Source organism: Klebsiella sp. SWET4, assembly GCF_024296565.1.
GTDB classification, from domain to species: Bacteria; Pseudomonadota; Gammaproteobacteria; order Enterobacterales; family Enterobacteriaceae; genus Klebsiella; species Klebsiella variicola.
Map to the genome: position 1 here is coordinate 121,547 of NZ_JANCOB010000003.1, position 13,542 is coordinate 135,088.

Below are 13,542 nucleotides of genomic sequence, written 5' to 3' on the forward strand. Positions count from 1 at the left end.
CTACGATTCCGGACCGTCGGGTAGCCCGGATAAGGCGCTACGCGCCGCCATCCGGAGTATTCCCTGCTCGCGCTGCGCTTAGCAGGGCTACGATTCCGGACCGTCGGGTAGCCCGGATAAGGCGCTACGCGCCGCTATCCGGGAAAAGCTCAGTGGCTTTTGCGGATCAGATAGCGGTACGGCAGGGCTTCGGTTTCCTGGGCCACCAGCTCATGCTCCATAAAGCGGCAGAATCCCGGGATATCGCGGGTGGTGGCCGGATCGTCAGCAATAATCAGCAGCGTCTCGCCGACCGGCATCGTCCGCACGGTTTTACGCACCATCATGACCGGCTCCGGGCAACGGAGCCCCAGGGCATCCAGGGTATGGTCAGGAGTGGAGAAAAGTTCGCTCATTTTAGTCTCACGTTAACAAAACGGCCCTAGTTTACCCCCAGTTCGCCAGTACGCAAGCCAGGTTAACGTTTGCGCGAAAAACAACCATTGCATTACGCCGATAACGCAGTATCATGCAGCCGTTTTTTATTGGGTTCCCTCACCCCAACGTTCCGCTGCCGATTGCTCATTCACCTGAAGCATGACGGGCATAAAAAGGTCACAATATGAATCCGTTTACTACCGTACAGCGCAAAAAAGCGCTCGTCTGGCTTTCGCTATTTCATCTGCTGGTCATCACCTCCAGCAACTATCTGGTTCAGCTGCCGATCTCCATTTTTGGTTTCCATACCACCTGGGGCGCGTTTAGTTTTCCGTTTATCTTTCTCGCCACCGATCTGACGGTACGCATTTTTGGCGCACCGCTGGCGCGACGCATCATTTTCGCGGTGATGGTCCCGGCGCTGGTTATCTCTTACGGCATCTCTGCGCTGTTCTACATGGGCGAGTGGCAGGGCTTTGCCGCGCTGGGCACCTTTAATCTCTTCGTCGCGCGCATCGCCATCGCCAGCTTTATGGCCTATGCACTGGGGCAGATCCTCGACGTCCACGTCTTCAACCGCCTGCGGCAGAGTCGCCACTGGTGGCTGGCCCCCACCGCCTCGACGCTGTTCGGCAACATCAGCGATACCGTCGCGTTCTTCTTTATCGCTTTCTGGCGCAGCCCGGACCCGTTTATGGCCGCCCACTGGGGGGAAATCGCCCTCGTCGACTACAGCTTTAAAGTGCTTATCAGCATTATTTTCTTCCTGCCGATGTACGGCGTGCTGTTAAATATGCTGTTGAAAAGACTGGCGGATAAATCTGATTTGTCGGCATTACAGCCGAGTTAAAGGTACTCGCGGGCCGATGTGTTAAGATAGCCGGATGAGCCATTAGTGGCCGTTTATCGAAAGGAAGATGTCAATGCGCAATTTGGTTAAATATGTCGGTATTGGCCTGCTGGTAATGGGGCTTGCCGCCTGCGATAACAGCGATTCAAAAGCGCCAACCGTTGGCGCAGCAGCGGAGAGCAATGCTAGCGGCCAGGCAATCAGCCTGCTGGATGGCAAACTGAGCTTCACCCTGCCTGCGGGCATGGCCGACCAGAGCGGCAAACTGGGTACCCAGGCGAACAACATGCACGTCTACTCTGACGCTACCGGCCAGAAAGCGGTCATCGTCATCGTCGGCGACAGCACCAATGAAGATCTGGCGGTACTGGCGAAACGACTGGAAGATCAGCAGCGTAGCCGCGACCCGCAGCTGCAGGTGGTGAGCAACAAATCGCTGGAGATGAAAGGCCATACCCTGCAGCAGCTGGACAGCATCATATCTGCCAAGGGGCAGACCGCCTGGTCTTCCGTGATCCTCGGCAAAGTGGATGACAAACTGCTGACCCTGCAGGTGACCCTGCCGGCGGACAACCAGCAGCAGGCGCAGACCGAAGCAGAAAGCATCATCAACACCCTCACCATCCAGTAATTACTGGCCTGGTGCGATGGCCTCCGGTTCGCTAACCGGGGGCCGTTTTTTTAGCCGCCAGCCCAACAGCAGCGCCGCCATCACCAGCCCAGCCGCGGCGAGATAAATCATCGAGATCCCGGTCCACGCCATCAACAATCCGGCCAGCGGCCCGGTGACCCCCAACGACAAATCCATAAACACGGTATAGGTCGCCAGCGCCGACCCCTGATTGTGCTGCGGCACCGCTTTGACCGCCACCACCCCCAGCGCCGGGAAGACCAGCGAGAACCCCGCCCCGGTAAGGAAGGTACCGATTTTCGCCAGCAACGGCGTATCGGCAAAGCCGACCAGCAGTAGTCCGATAATCTCCACGCTAAAGCAGAGCATCGCCACGTTCAGTCCACCGAGGCGATTAATGCCGTTAGGAAACAGCAGCCGCGTGCCAACGAACGCGCAGCTGAATAACGTCAGAGCGAAAGCCGCGCCGTCCCAGCCTTTGGCGTCATAAAACAGCGTGATAAAGGTGGCGATCACCCCGAAGCCGGCGGAGGCCAGCGCCAGCGCCATACCGTAGGGCCAGACCCGGCCAAGCACCGCGCGAAACGACATCGCTTTCCCTTTGGTAGCCTTCACCGCCGCGCGGGGCAGCGCACAGAGGATCGCCACCAGCGCCACCGCCATAATGACTACCGCCAGGCCGCTGAGGCCAATGTGTGAATAGCACAGCACGCCGAGCGGCGCGCCCATCGCCATCGCCCCGTAGGTCACAATCCCGTTCCACGAGATCACCCGCCCGATATGCAGCGAACCGACCACGCCGACGCCCCACAGCGTCGAGCCTGTGCCGGCGAAGCTCTGGCCGATACCAAGGATCACCCGTCCGAGGCATAACAGCAGCAAGCTAACCAGAGGCCAGCCGCTGCTCCAGGCCGCCAACAGATAGCTCAAACCGCTCAAAAAACAGCCGCAGAGACCGAAGACGACAATCTTTTTAGGCCCCAGCAGGTCGGCATAGCGCCCGGCATGCGGGCGGCTGAGCAGCGTGGCGAAATATTGCAGACTAATCACCAGCCCGGCCCAGAAAGCGCTAAAGCCCATGACATCATGCACATAGCCGGGCAGCACCGCCAGCGGCAGGCCGATGGTGAGATAGCTGGCAAAGTTAAAGATAACGACAGAGACAATCCGCAGATTGAGGCGCAGTCCATTGAGCGCCGGCTCGGCGACGGGTTCGGGCATCAGGTTCCACCAGATTTCGACAATCAGCTTTCACTATTACCACGCTGTCGGCGGAAAAGCAGCCCTCCTTTCGGAATATTGGCAGTCGGCGAACCGCTACACTTATCTGGCGCGACTCATAAAAGGAATACCTATGTCCTCTCCGCAGGCTGATAAAGCCGGGCTCCATATTTTACTTAAGCTGGCAGCGTTAGTGATTATCCTCGCCGGGATCCACGCCGCCGCCGATATTCTGGTGCAGCTGCTGCTGGCGCTGTTTTTCGCTATTGTTCTCAACCCGCTGGTCACCTGGTTCATTCGCCGCGGGGTGCGGCGTCCGTTCGCCATTACCCTGGTGGTGACGGCGATGTTGGTGATGCTCACCGCGCTGCTTGGCGTACTGGCGGCGTCGCTCAATGACTTTGTCGCCATGCTCCCCGATTTCAACCGCGCCCTGACGCGCAAGATCCTCCAGCTCCAGGAGTATCTCCCCTTCCTTAATCTGCATATCAATCCGGAGCGCATGCTGCGGCGCATGGATTCAGAACGGCTGATGACCTGGGCCACGACGCTAATGACCCAGCTTTCCGGGGCGATGGCCAGCATCGTGCTGCTGGTGATGACGGTGATCTTTATGCTGTTTGAGGTTCGCCACCTGCCCTACAAACTGCGTTTTGCCCTCAATAACCCGCGCCTGCATATCGCCGGCTTGCACCGGGCGCTGAAAGGCGTCACCCATTATCTGGCGCTGAAGACGCTGATTAGCCTGTGGACCGGGCTGATTGTCTGGCTGGGGCTGCTGGCGATGGGGGTACAGTTCGCCCTGATGTGGGGGGTGCTGGCGTTTCTGCTGAACTATGTGCCGAACATTGGCTCCGCTATCTCCGCTATCCCCCCGATGCTGCAGGCGCTGCTGTTTAGCGGCATTTATGAGTGCCTGTTGGTCGGGGCGCTGTTTCTGGTGGTGCATATGGTGCTGGGCAACATGGTGGAGCCGCGCATGATGGGCCATCGGCTGGGAATGTCGACCCTGGTGGTGTTCCTGTCGTTGCTGGTCTGGGGCTGGCTGCTGGGGCCGGTGGGGATGCTGCTCTCGGTACCGTTAACCAGCGTCTGTAAAATCTGGATGGAGACCACCGTCGGAGGCAGCAAGCTGGCGATCCTGCTCGGCCCGGGCCGTCCCAAAAGCCGGCTCCCCGGCTAGCGGCGTTTGACCGGCCAGAAGATGGTCAACACGCCGGCGACGATGATCGTCACGCCTAGCAGCGATTGCCAGTAGAACGGCTCATGCCAGCCGGGCAGCCAGATGGCGGCAGCCCACACGAGGATATAGCTCAGGCTCAGCAGGGCATACGCTTTCGACAGCGGCAGGCGATGCAGGGCAAAGTACCAGCAGACCATCGACAGCAGGTAGCCCAGCAGGCCGAAAAACAGGCCGAAGGTCCCGGGCTGGAAATGCAGCAGATGCTGGAGAAATGCCACAATATCGGTCAGCGGCGGCAAGGCCACCATGGCGCTGCGCAGCAGCAACTGCGCGGCGCTGACGAGGCCGACGCTGAATAATGCCCAGAGAAAGCCCATCAGACGCTGGTCCCCAGAATGACAATGCCCACGACGATCAACCCGACGCCAAGCCAGTGACGGCGAGCGACCGGCTCATGCCAGATGCCCCAGCCCGCGAGGGTAACCCAGACGAAATTCAGGCTCAGCATCGGATAGGCGATGCTGACCGGAATAGACTGCAGCACGCTCAGCCACAGCAGCATGCCGCAGCCCAGGCATAACAGCGCCATCCCCAGCCAGAAGAGTATATGGCGACTCCGCCGTCCGCGACGGGACGGGCGGGTCGCCTGTTTCTGGCAGAGTTGCCCGGCGCAGCTCAGCAGGCTGGCGAACACCAGACAGATCCAGACGCTCATTGCGGCAGATACTGAAGGAAGACCACCCGACCCAGCTCGTAGGCGTTATCTGGCTTCGGTAACGGTAAGTCAACCATACTCTCTCCTTTATCCATCAACAGCACCAGCGAGACCGGCCCCTGCTGACGGTGCGTGGCCAGCCAGTCGGCAAAACCGGCCTGGCTGACAAAGCTTCCCTGAGCATCCGGCCAGTCGAGACCGTACTTCAGCTCACCCTGTTTGTCGAACATAATAATATCGCTGCGCTTCAGCTCCCAGGCCAGGCCGCCGGCGATCCCAACGTTGTTGGTCAGGACGTAACGGCTGGGCTGCAGGGATTCACTGACGATATCCACGAGGAACTGCGGCTGTTTGCTGTCGATAACCCGGTCCGGGATGGCGAAGCCCACCAGCAGCGCCAGGCCGAGCGGACAGAGCGCGGCGAGGCTCCAGCGGCGGCCAGGGTTTTTCATCGCCAGCCAGCCCATCAGCGCCCAGACGGCGAAGGCGATCGCCGCCAGCAGACATTTATACAGCTCAATCTTGGTCCACACCGGCTTGTGCATCACGCCCCAGGGTGAGACCACCAGCACGGCGATCAGCCCCAGCAGGCCAACGCCCAGGTTGATCATCCCGTTGATGCGCAGCGCTTTTGCGCCGGTCTTTGCGGCCTCCAGCGCGTAGCGGGCCATCAGAATCGACAGCGGCGCAAAGCACGGCAGGATATAGGTCGGCAGTTTGCCTTTGGCGATACTGAAGAACAGGAACGGCATCGCCACCCAACCCAGCAGATACAGCGCGCCGCGAGCCTCATCGCGCTCAAGCCAGCCGCGCTTCAGCGCCCCCGGCAGCAGGGCCAGCCACGGCAGGCTGCCGGCGATCAGGAACGGAATGTAGTACCAGAACGGCGCTTTGTGCTGGGCATCTTTTTCGGCAAAACGCTGAATATGCTCGACCCAGAAGAAGTAGCGCCAGAAGTCAGGCTCGCGCTGGGCGATAGCCAGCCCCCAGGGCAGCACCACCAGCGTACAGACGATCACCGCCAGCCAGCCGTAGGTCAGCACTTCACGCCAGCGTTTACGGGCGATCACCCACGGCAGCACGCCCACCACCGGCACCGCCAGCGCCAGGAAGCCCTTGGTCATCACCCCCATACCGCAGGCGACGCCCAGCAGCGCGTAGCCCAGTATTTTGCCGCTGCGGCTCTGCGCCTGCGCCGCGCCCCAGAAGCTGCACATCGCCAGCGCCAGCCACAGGGTGATCATCGGGTCCAGCACCGCATAGGTGCCAATCGCATACACCAGCATCGCGGTAAGGAAAATCACCGGCGACAGGACAGCCACCTTTTTGTCGCGAAAGACGCGCCACGCCAGCCAGGCCACCAGCAGGGCAGTCATGGTGATAGCGAAGACCGACCCAAAGCGTACGCCGAAGTTATTATGGCCAAACAGCCACTGACCGATACTGTTGATCCAGTAACCGGCAATCGGCTTTTCGAAGTAGCGCAATCCGAGAAAATGCGGCACCACCCAGTCACCGGTGGCCAGCATTTCACGGCTGATCTCCGCATAGCGGGTTTCATCGGGTTGCCAGAGCAAACGAAAATTAAGCGGCAGCAGGTAATACAGCGCAAACAGCGCAATCAGAGAGACGCCATAGCGAATGCTTTTCATCAAACACCCGAAGTCAGTAATTGTTCACGTCCGAGCCAGCCTTCCCGGCCAGCCAGTTCACCCCGAACCACTTTGCCAGACGGCAGCTCGCTAAAGTCAGCGGGCAGCAGCTGGCTCAGTGGGCAAAACTGAATTTCCTCTTCCGCCGCCATGGTCAGCAGTTCATTGAACTGATCGGCGTAAGCAATACCTTCCACTTCGGCGTGAATGGTATAGACCGGCACGCCCGGGTCGCGATGGATGCAGTCGAGCAGGTAGCGGTTAAAGCCGGCGATATCGACCGCCGTGCCCACCGCCTCATCCCAGGTCGGCAGCGTGACCGGGATCTGCACCGTACCAAACGTGCCGCTACCGAGCTGGGGCAGGAACGGCCGCGTGCCGCGACAGTCGCTGTTGTAGAGAAAATCGAAGGATTCTTTGGCTTTGACCACCCGCTGATCGGCGCGCCAGCCGGCGACAGCCGAACAGGTGACCGGCCGGCCGATGATGCGTTCCAGTTCGAGCAGGCCGCGCTCAACCTCCAGCGCCAGCCGTTCCTGCGGCCAGACGCCGCTCCACGCCTGCCAGCTGTAGTGATCCCAGGCGTGCAGCCCGACTTCATGAGACTCGGCGGCCGCGCGGATCACCGCTTCGTTCCCCGCGCCGATGCGGCGTCCCGGCCACGCGGTGCCAGCCAGCAGAATATCCCAGCCGTACAGCGAAGCCGCTCTGGAACGCAGCATCTTCCACAGAAACTTCGGTTTTACCAGGCGCCACAGATGGCGCCCCATATTGTCCGGCCCGACGCTGAAGAAGAAGCTTGCCTGGATCCCGTGCTGGCCCAGCAGGTCCAGCAGCCGCGGAACGCCGTCCCGCGTTCCGCGAAAGGTATCGACATCTATGCGTAAGCCGACCTGTTTCATGGATTTTTATCGTCCACCAGTTCAACTGTACGCAGGAAGAAGTCCAGCGTGTGTTCGACCGTTTCTTCCATCTCCACCTTCGGTTCCCAGTTCAGGCAGCGTTTGGCGTTGCGAATGCTCGGCTTACGATGCTCAACGTCCTGGTAGCCCTTCCCGTAGTAATCGCTGCTTTCCACTTCACGGAAGCCGGCAAACGGCGGGAAGCGATCGCGCAGCGGATGGCGTTCGAAGCAGGCGAGCAGCATTTCGGCCAGCTCTTTGATGCTCGCTTCGTTTTCCGGGTTGCCGATGTTGATGATCTGCCCGTCGCAGCGGCCGTCTTTGTTCTCGATGATGCGGAACAGCGCTTCGATACCGTCGCTGATATCGGTGAAGCAGCGCTTCTGCTTGCCGCCCTCGATGAGCTTGATCGGCGACCCTTCCACCAGGTTGAGGATCAGCTGGGTGATGGCGCGGGAACTACCGATACGCGCGGCGTTGAGGTTATCCAGGCGCGGTCCCATCCAGTTGAACGGACGGAACAGGGTGAACTTAAGATCGTACTTATCGCCGTAGGCCCAAATCACGCGGTCCAGCAGCTGTTTAGAAACCGAGTAGATCCAACGCTGTTTGTTGATCGGCCCGACCACCAGATTGGAGGTATCTTCGTCGAAGTTTTTGTCGGTGCACATGCCATACACTTCAGAGGTCGACGGGAAGATGATGCGCTTATTGTATTTCACGCAATCGCGGATGATCTTCAGGTTCTCTTCGAAATCCAGCTCGAACACGCGCAGCGGGTTGCGGGTGTATTCGATAGGGGTGGCGATGGCCACCAGCGGCAACACCACGTCGCATTTCTTAATGTGATACTCGATCCACTCGGAGTGAATGCTGATATCGCCTTCCACGAAGTGGAAACGCGGGCTCTCAAGGAAACGGCTGATGGCGTCGGAGCCGATATCCAGGCCGTAAATTTCATAGTTGTCGTCCTGCAGCAGGCGCTCGGTCAAATGGTTACCGATAAAGCCATTGACGCCAAGGATCAGCACGCGGGTGCGACGCTTAATCGCCACCACCGGTTTGCTGCTGATCACCGCCCCGGACACCAGGCCCAGCGCCTGCGCCAGCTGAGCGCCCTGCATGTACACACCGCGTTCGGTCTGGCCGGTGACAATTTCCAGCGCCCCGTCCTGGCACGCCACGATCAGCGGCGCAACGGAGATAACGGTACCCGGTTTGGCTGCCGGCAGATCGTGGCGGACGCGGGATTTCCAGACGATAAACTTGTTCGCGCCAGCGTAGCCGAAGGCGCCCGGCCACGGATCCGAGACGGCACGCACCAGATTGTGCAGGGTCTGCGCCGGCTGCTCCCAGTCGAGGCGGCCATCCTCCGGGGTACGACGCCCCACGTAGGTCGCCTGGCTGTGATCCTGCGGGCGCTCTGCGGTTTTTCCTTCAAGGATCGCCGGCAACGCCTGGCCCAGCAGCTCAGTGGCGGCGGCGCACAGCTTACGATGCAGCGTCAGGGCCGCGTCATCCGGGCCAATCGCCACGGTTTGCTGGGCGACGATATCGCCGGCATCCGCGCGGTTCACCATGCGGTGCAGGGTGACGCCGGTTTCGCTTTCGCCATTGACCAGCACCCAGTTCAGCGGCGCACGGCCACGATATTTCGGCAGCAGCGAACCGTGCAGGTTGAACGCCCCTTTCGGCGCCAGATTGAGGATCTCATCGCCCAGCAGGTTGCGGTAGTAGAAGGAGAACAGCACGTCCGGCTTCATCTCGCGGATACGCTCAATCCACAGCGGATGGTTCACGTCTTCCGGCGCCCACACTGGAATGCCCTGCTCGGCGGCAAGGCGCGCCACGGAGCCAAAGAAATGGTTTTCGCCAGGGTTATCCGGGTGGGTGAAAATAGCAGCGATATCATACCCGGCGTCCAGCAGGGACTGGATACCGGTGCAGCCCATATCGTGATAAGCGAAGACTACGGCTTTCATGAACGATCTTCCTCTTTAGATGCCGTTTCCGGCTGGCGAACAACACGTTGAATAAAGTAGCGGGGACGAGCGCGAACGTCGTTATAGATGCGTCCGATATACTCGCCGAGCAGGCCCATACCGATAAACTGGGCGCCGATGAACATAAACAGCACGGCGAAGAGCATGAACACCCCTTCTGCCGCCCACTGCGGGCCAAAGGCCAGGCGCAGCACCACCAGCAGCAGGCCGAAGGCGAAGCCCAGCAGGGCAATCACGCTGCCGAAAATGCTGAGCAGACGCAGCGGCGTGGTGGTCAGACAGGTCACCAAGTCGTACATCAGGTTGATCAGGCGCATGAAGCTGTATTTGGAGTCGCCGAATTCGCGCTCGGCATGCATCACCGGGATCTCGACCGCGCGACGGGCGAAGGTATTCGCCAGGATCGGGATAAAGGTGCTGCGCTCGTGGCAGTTGAGCATCGCGTCGATAATATGGCGGCGGTAAGCGCGCAGCATGCAGCCGTAGTCGCCCATCGCTTTGCCGGTGGTGCGCTGGATCAGGCGGTTGATCATCTTCGAGGCGCTTTTGCGGAAGATGCTGTCCTGACGGTTCTGGCGGACGGTGCCCACCACGTCGTAGCCTTCATCAGCCTTCTCTACTAACCGCGGAATTTCCTCCGGTGGGTTTTGCAGATCGGCATCAAGGGTAATAATCAGATCGCCCGTCACATGGCTAAAGCCGGCCATGATCGCCGAGTGCTGGCCGTAGTTACGGTTTAACAGCACGGCGACGACGTGACTGCCTTCCGCCTCGGCGGCTTCGGTCAGCATGCGCGCGGAATCGTCGCTGCTGCCATCGTCGATCAGCAGAATTTCATATTGCCGCCCCAGCGTGGCGCAGGCGGTATCCGTACGACGAAGCAGTTCCGGCAGACTATCCTGTTCGTTATAAACCGGGATAACCACCGAGACCTTCTTCACGGGAGGGTAAGTAAGCATATCAACGTCCTGACAGCTGGCGCAGTGCGGAAATGACGCGAGTGACATCGTCATCGGTCATGTCCGGGAACAACGGGAGAGAACAGATGCGGGCGCTGTTCCATTCGGTATTTGGCAGGGAAACCTCAGGGAAGCGCTCGCGGTAATATTTTTGCGTATGAGCCGCACGGAAATGCAGACCCGTGCCGATACCCATCGCCTTCAGCTTTTCCATCAGCGCGTCGCGGCTGATGCCGCATGCGGCCTCATCGACGCGGATGATAAACAAGTGCCAGGCGTGCTGGTGATCCCATGCCGGGACGGTCAGCGGTTTAAACGGCGTGTCCGCCAGCTCGCGCAGGTAGCGCTGGGCAATCTCGGTCCGGCGCTGATTGGCGTGGCTCAGTTTTTCCAGTTGGACCAGCGCCAGAGCGGCGTTGATATCGGCAAGGTTGTACTTGAAGCCCGGGGTGATCACCTCCGCCTGCGGCGCGCGGCCGTGGGTCTGACGATCATAGGCGTCCACGCCCAGACCATGGAATTTCAGACTGCGGATACGGGAGGCCAGCTCGTCGTCGTCGGTGACAATCAGCCCGCCTTCGGCGCAGGTCATGTTCTTGATCGCGTGGAACGAGAAAATGGCGGTCCCCTGCCAGCCAATGTGGCGGCCTTTATAATGGGTACCCGCCGCATGGGCGGCATCTTCAATCACCGGAATGCCGTGGCGCTCGCCCACCGCGCGAATGGCGTCGATGTCGGCTGGCGCGCCCGCGTAGTGCACGGGAATTATCGCTTTGGTACGCGAAGTGATCGCCGCTTCCACCGCGTCAGGGGTAATCATCAGATTGTCGTTATCGACATCGATCATCACCGGCGTAGCGCCCAGCAGGCAGATCATATTGAGAGTGGAGACCCAGGTCTGGGACGGCGTAATGACTTCATCGCCGGGGCCAATACCCAGCGCCATCAGGGTCACATGCATCCCGCCGGTCGCTGAACTGACGGCAATCGCGTGGCGGTTGCCGGTCAGCTGGCAGAATGCCGCTTCGAGTGCCTGATTCTTCGGTCCGGTGGTGATCCAGCCCGACGCTAAAACTTCACGCAGCGCAGCCAGCTCTGCGTCGCCCATCGACGGGCGCGAAAACGGCAAAAAATCGCTCATCATCATCCTGTTCTGTAGTTGACCCACGCACAAATCAGGGTCGTTAGAATAAAATATCCTGCGCCTGCGGACTTAAACGAAATTAAAATGAAGTGAGTTCAGCGCGGCATTCCATTTCAGGGTATTTCGACCACTATTAATGTAGTCGACCTTGCTTAGGATAATATTAAGAAATTAATATTTTCTCAGAATAAGTAATAACTCATTACTAAACAGCATGATAGGAATTTTTTATGGCAGGGGTATGACAGGAAAGCGTTCCTGTTAAGCGGCAAGAAACAGGAACGCAATAGCAAAAAGTAAACGGGAATTAAACCAATACACAATACTTAAATTAGCGATCGTCACGCTTAATGACAAAATGTTAGCGCAGATCACAAAGTTATTTCTGCTGAATTACAAATTTGCAGGAAAATCCGCAGGTAATTCGCTCGCCGGGCAATTAATGACCTCGTCATTATCGGCGCCACAGTCGCGAATGAAGGTGATAGTGGCGAACTCGTCAATCACTTCCGTTGGATAGGCCGGGCCGGCATCACGGTACGAATTCATCAGCGGAATATGGTCGTTCTGGAAGCAGACGGTTTTTTCCGGGTTATTCATGATCCAGCGCGGGAAGAAAATGGTGCCGTGGAACAGTTTGTCGCCCAGGTTGACGATCAGGCTGACGTCGGTGCCGGTCGGTTCGGTCCAGGAGATTTTGTAGATACTTTCCCCCACCCGCACGATGTACGCTTCCTGATCTTTCACCCAGCGATTGCCGACGATGCCGCTGTGAATACGGTAGTCGAGGGTGTGGCCATTTTTGACGTAAATCTCGTAGTTCCAGCCGTTGTCGTAGGTATAGACCAGATGTTTACCGATAAAGCCGCTGAGGTCATGTTTGTCGAAAGTGCTCATCATTTATTCTCCTCTGTTTTGTTGAGGACAGCATACGTCTTTAAAAAATGAATGAATAACGCTATGTTTGGATTAAATACATCCAAATTTTAGATTGATTATGCACAAGACAACCCTGGAGCAATGGGCGTTACTCGAAAAGGTAGTGGAATTGGGGAGCTTTGCCAGAGCGGCGGAGGAGACCAACCGCAGTCAGTCTTCGGTGAGCTATAATCTCGCGCTGCTGCAGGAGCGCTTAGGCGTGGCGCTACTGGCGCCGTCCGGCCGGCGGGCGGTACTCACCCCCGCGGGTGAACTACTGCTAAATCAGGTCAAACCGCTGCTGCAGGCCTTTGCCTACGTCGAGACCCACGCCGCCACCTTACGCAACGGGGCGCGTACCCGCCTGGATCTGGTGGTCGACAGCATTTTCCCGCGCCAGCGGCTGTTCGCGATTTTACGCCAGTTTCAGCAGCGCTATCCCCAGACCCAGGTCAGACTCACCGAAGTGCTGGAAAACGTTGATGACGAGAGCGCGGCGCGGACAGAAGCTGATGTGATGGTGCTGACCCGCCGCCAGGATATTACCGGCCGCGGAGAGTGGCTGATGAATATTGATTTTATCGCCGTCGCCCACCGCGACCACCCTCTCGCCACGCTCGACGGGCCGCTGGAGGACAGCACGCTGGCGCCGTGGCCGCTGGTGCGCATTGCCGATCAGACCGGCGATGGCCAGGCGACGCGTGACGCCTGGACCTTCTCCACCATTGACGCCGCCATTGATGCGGTGATGTATCAGGTCGGGTTCGGCTGGCTGCCGGAAGAGCGCATTCGCCCCCATCTCGACCAGGGCGTGCTGAAGCGGCTGCCCCTCAGCCACGGCGCGCGCCGCGCGACGCCGCTGCACCTGATCGTTAAGCGGGACCTGGCGCCGATCGACGAGCAGGTAGCCACGCTGCTGGGCTTATTCCGGGCGCCCTGAGAAGCGC

Annotated in this window: 14 protein-coding genes; 4 read left to right on the top strand and 10 right to left on the bottom strand. The window is 59.2% G+C overall.

Annotated features, from left to right (window positions below; genetic code table 11):
- Positions 1–149: 149 nt before the first annotated feature.
- Entirely contained in the window at positions 150–395 is a 246-nt protein-coding gene (gene tusA / locus NKJ21_RS09750) for a sulfurtransferase TusA (protein WP_002920858.1), read from the bottom strand.
- A 206-nt stretch (positions 396–601) separates the two neighbouring features.
- Between tusA and NKJ21_RS09755 the strand changes: the two genes are divergently transcribed.
- Together NKJ21_RS09755 and NKJ21_RS09760 are read left to right on the top strand one after the other, a co-directional pair.
- Positions 602–1,267, top strand: coding sequence for a 7-cyano-7-deazaguanine/7-aminomethyl-7-deazaguanine transporter (locus NKJ21_RS09755; protein ID WP_008806961.1), 666 nt, complete (start codon positions 602–604; stop codon positions 1,265–1,267).
- Between the two features lie 73 nt (positions 1,268–1,340).
- Positions 1,341–1,898 carry a DcrB family lipoprotein gene (locus NKJ21_RS09760; RefSeq protein ID WP_012540380.1) on the top strand — a complete coding sequence of 186 codons (558 nt, stop codon included), beginning with the start codon at positions 1,341–1,343 and terminating at the stop codon, positions 1,896–1,898.
- On the opposite strand, the gene NKJ21_RS09765 is transcribed toward NKJ21_RS09760, so the two are convergent.
- Positions 1,899–3,119: an MFS transporter gene (locus tag NKJ21_RS09765; protein ID WP_008806959.1), complete on the bottom strand. Its 1,221-nt coding sequence runs from the start codon at positions 3,117–3,119 to the stop codon at positions 1,899–1,901.
- A 133-nt stretch (positions 3,120–3,252) separates the two neighbouring features.
- Between NKJ21_RS09765 and NKJ21_RS09770 the strand changes: the two genes are divergently transcribed.
- Positions 3,253–4,302, top strand: a complete 1,050-nt coding sequence (locus NKJ21_RS09770; RefSeq protein ID WP_008806958.1) for an AI-2E family transporter — start codon at positions 3,253–3,255, stop codon at positions 4,300–4,302.
- Here NKJ21_RS09770 and arnF read toward each other — a convergent pair.
- The 8 genes from arnF to NKJ21_RS09810 form a co-directional block, all read right to left on the bottom strand.
- Positions 4,299–4,679 carry a 4-amino-4-deoxy-L-arabinose-phosphoundecaprenol flippase subunit ArnF gene (gene arnF / locus NKJ21_RS09775; RefSeq protein ID WP_008806957.1) on the bottom strand — a complete coding sequence of 127 codons (381 nt, stop codon included), beginning with the start codon at positions 4,677–4,679 and terminating at the stop codon, positions 4,299–4,301. The genes NKJ21_RS09770 and arnF overlap by 4 nt on opposite strands.
- Entirely contained in the window at positions 4,679–5,017 is a 339-nt protein-coding gene (arnE, locus tag NKJ21_RS09780) for a 4-amino-4-deoxy-L-arabinose-phosphoundecaprenol flippase subunit ArnE (protein WP_008806956.1), read from the bottom strand. The genes arnF and arnE overlap by 1 nt, the downstream gene beginning before the upstream one ends.
- On the bottom strand, positions 5,014–6,669 hold the full coding sequence (arnT, locus tag NKJ21_RS09785) for a lipid IV(A) 4-amino-4-deoxy-L-arabinosyltransferase (protein ID WP_008806955.1): 1,656 nt from the start codon (positions 6,667–6,669) through the stop codon (positions 5,014–5,016). Before arnT ends, arnE begins: the two co-directional genes overlap by 4 nt.
- Positions 6,669–7,571 carry a 4-deoxy-4-formamido-L-arabinose-phosphoundecaprenol deformylase gene (gene arnD, locus NKJ21_RS09790; RefSeq protein WP_008806954.1) on the bottom strand — a complete coding sequence of 301 codons (903 nt, stop codon included), beginning with the start codon at positions 7,569–7,571 and terminating at the stop codon, positions 6,669–6,671. Before arnD ends, arnT begins: the two co-directional genes overlap by 1 nt.
- A complete protein-coding gene (gene arnA / locus NKJ21_RS09795) occupies positions 7,568–9,553 on the bottom strand; it encodes a bifunctional UDP-4-amino-4-deoxy-L-arabinose formyltransferase/UDP-glucuronic acid oxidase ArnA (RefSeq protein WP_008806953.1) in 1,986 nt (661 codons plus the stop codon). Before arnA ends, arnD begins: the two co-directional genes overlap by 4 nt.
- Entirely contained in the window at positions 9,550–10,533 is a 984-nt protein-coding gene (gene arnC / locus NKJ21_RS09800) for an undecaprenyl-phosphate 4-deoxy-4-formamido-L-arabinose transferase (RefSeq protein ID WP_008806952.1), read from the bottom strand. The genes arnA and arnC overlap by 4 nt, the downstream gene beginning before the upstream one ends.
- 1 nt (position 10,534) lies before the next feature.
- Positions 10,535–11,674 carry a UDP-4-amino-4-deoxy-L-arabinose aminotransferase gene (arnB, locus tag NKJ21_RS09805; RefSeq protein WP_012540377.1) on the bottom strand — a complete coding sequence of 380 codons (1,140 nt, stop codon included), beginning with the start codon at positions 11,672–11,674 and terminating at the stop codon, positions 10,535–10,537.
- Between the two features lie 396 nt (positions 11,675–12,070).
- The gene (locus NKJ21_RS09810) at positions 12,071–12,577 is read right to left on the bottom strand and encodes a phenolic acid decarboxylase (RefSeq protein WP_012540376.1); all 507 of its coding nucleotides are present in this window, start codon (positions 12,575–12,577) and stop codon (positions 12,071–12,073) included.
- A 97-nt stretch (positions 12,578–12,674) separates the two neighbouring features.
- Between NKJ21_RS09810 and NKJ21_RS09815 the strand changes: the two genes are divergently transcribed.
- Positions 12,675–13,535, top strand: a complete 861-nt coding sequence (locus tag NKJ21_RS09815) for a LysR family transcriptional regulator (protein WP_008806950.1) — start codon at positions 12,675–12,677, stop codon at positions 13,533–13,535.
- The last annotated feature ends 7 nt before the right edge of the window (positions 13,536–13,542 follow it).

Coding starts and splice junctions, on each gene's coding strand:
- NKJ21_RS09765 (WP_008806959.1), bottom strand. CDS start 3,119: ATGCCCGAACCCGTCGCCGAGCCGGCGCTCAATGGACTGCGCCTCAAT.
- arnC (WP_008806952.1), bottom strand. CDS start 10,533: ATGCTTACTTACCCTCCCGTGAAGAAGGTCTCGGTGGTTATCCCGGTT.
- NKJ21_RS09815 (WP_008806950.1), top strand. CDS start 12,675: ATGCACAAGACAACCCTGGAGCAATGGGCGTTACTCGAAAAGGTAGTG.
- tusA (WP_002920858.1), bottom strand. CDS start 395: ATGAGCGAACTTTTCTCCACTCCTGACCATACCCTGGATGCCCTGGGG.
- NKJ21_RS09760 (WP_012540380.1), top strand. CDS start 1,341: ATGCGCAATTTGGTTAAATATGTCGGTATTGGCCTGCTGGTAATGGGG.
- arnD (WP_008806954.1), bottom strand. CDS start 7,571: ATGAAACAGGTCGGCTTACGCATAGATGTCGATACCTTTCGCGGAACG.
- NKJ21_RS09810 (WP_012540376.1), bottom strand. CDS start 12,577: ATGATGAGCACTTTCGACAAACATGACCTCAGCGGCTTTATCGGTAAA.
- NKJ21_RS09770 (WP_008806958.1), top strand. CDS start 3,253: ATGTCCTCTCCGCAGGCTGATAAAGCCGGGCTCCATATTTTACTTAAG.
- arnA (WP_008806953.1), bottom strand. CDS start 9,553: ATGAAAGCCGTAGTCTTCGCTTATCACGATATGGGCTGCACCGGTATC.
- NKJ21_RS09755 (WP_008806961.1), top strand. CDS start 602: ATGAATCCGTTTACTACCGTACAGCGCAAAAAAGCGCTCGTCTGGCTT.
- arnE (WP_008806956.1), bottom strand. CDS start 5,017: ATGAGCGTCTGGATCTGTCTGGTGTTCGCCAGCCTGCTGAGCTGCGCC.
- arnF (WP_008806957.1), bottom strand. CDS start 4,679: ATGGGCTTTCTCTGGGCATTATTCAGCGTCGGCCTCGTCAGCGCCGCG.
- arnB (WP_012540377.1), bottom strand. CDS start 11,674: ATGAGCGATTTTTTGCCGTTTTCGCGCCCGTCGATGGGCGACGCAGAG.
- arnT (WP_008806955.1), bottom strand. CDS start 6,669: ATGAAAAGCATTCGCTATGGCGTCTCTCTGATTGCGCTGTTTGCGCTG.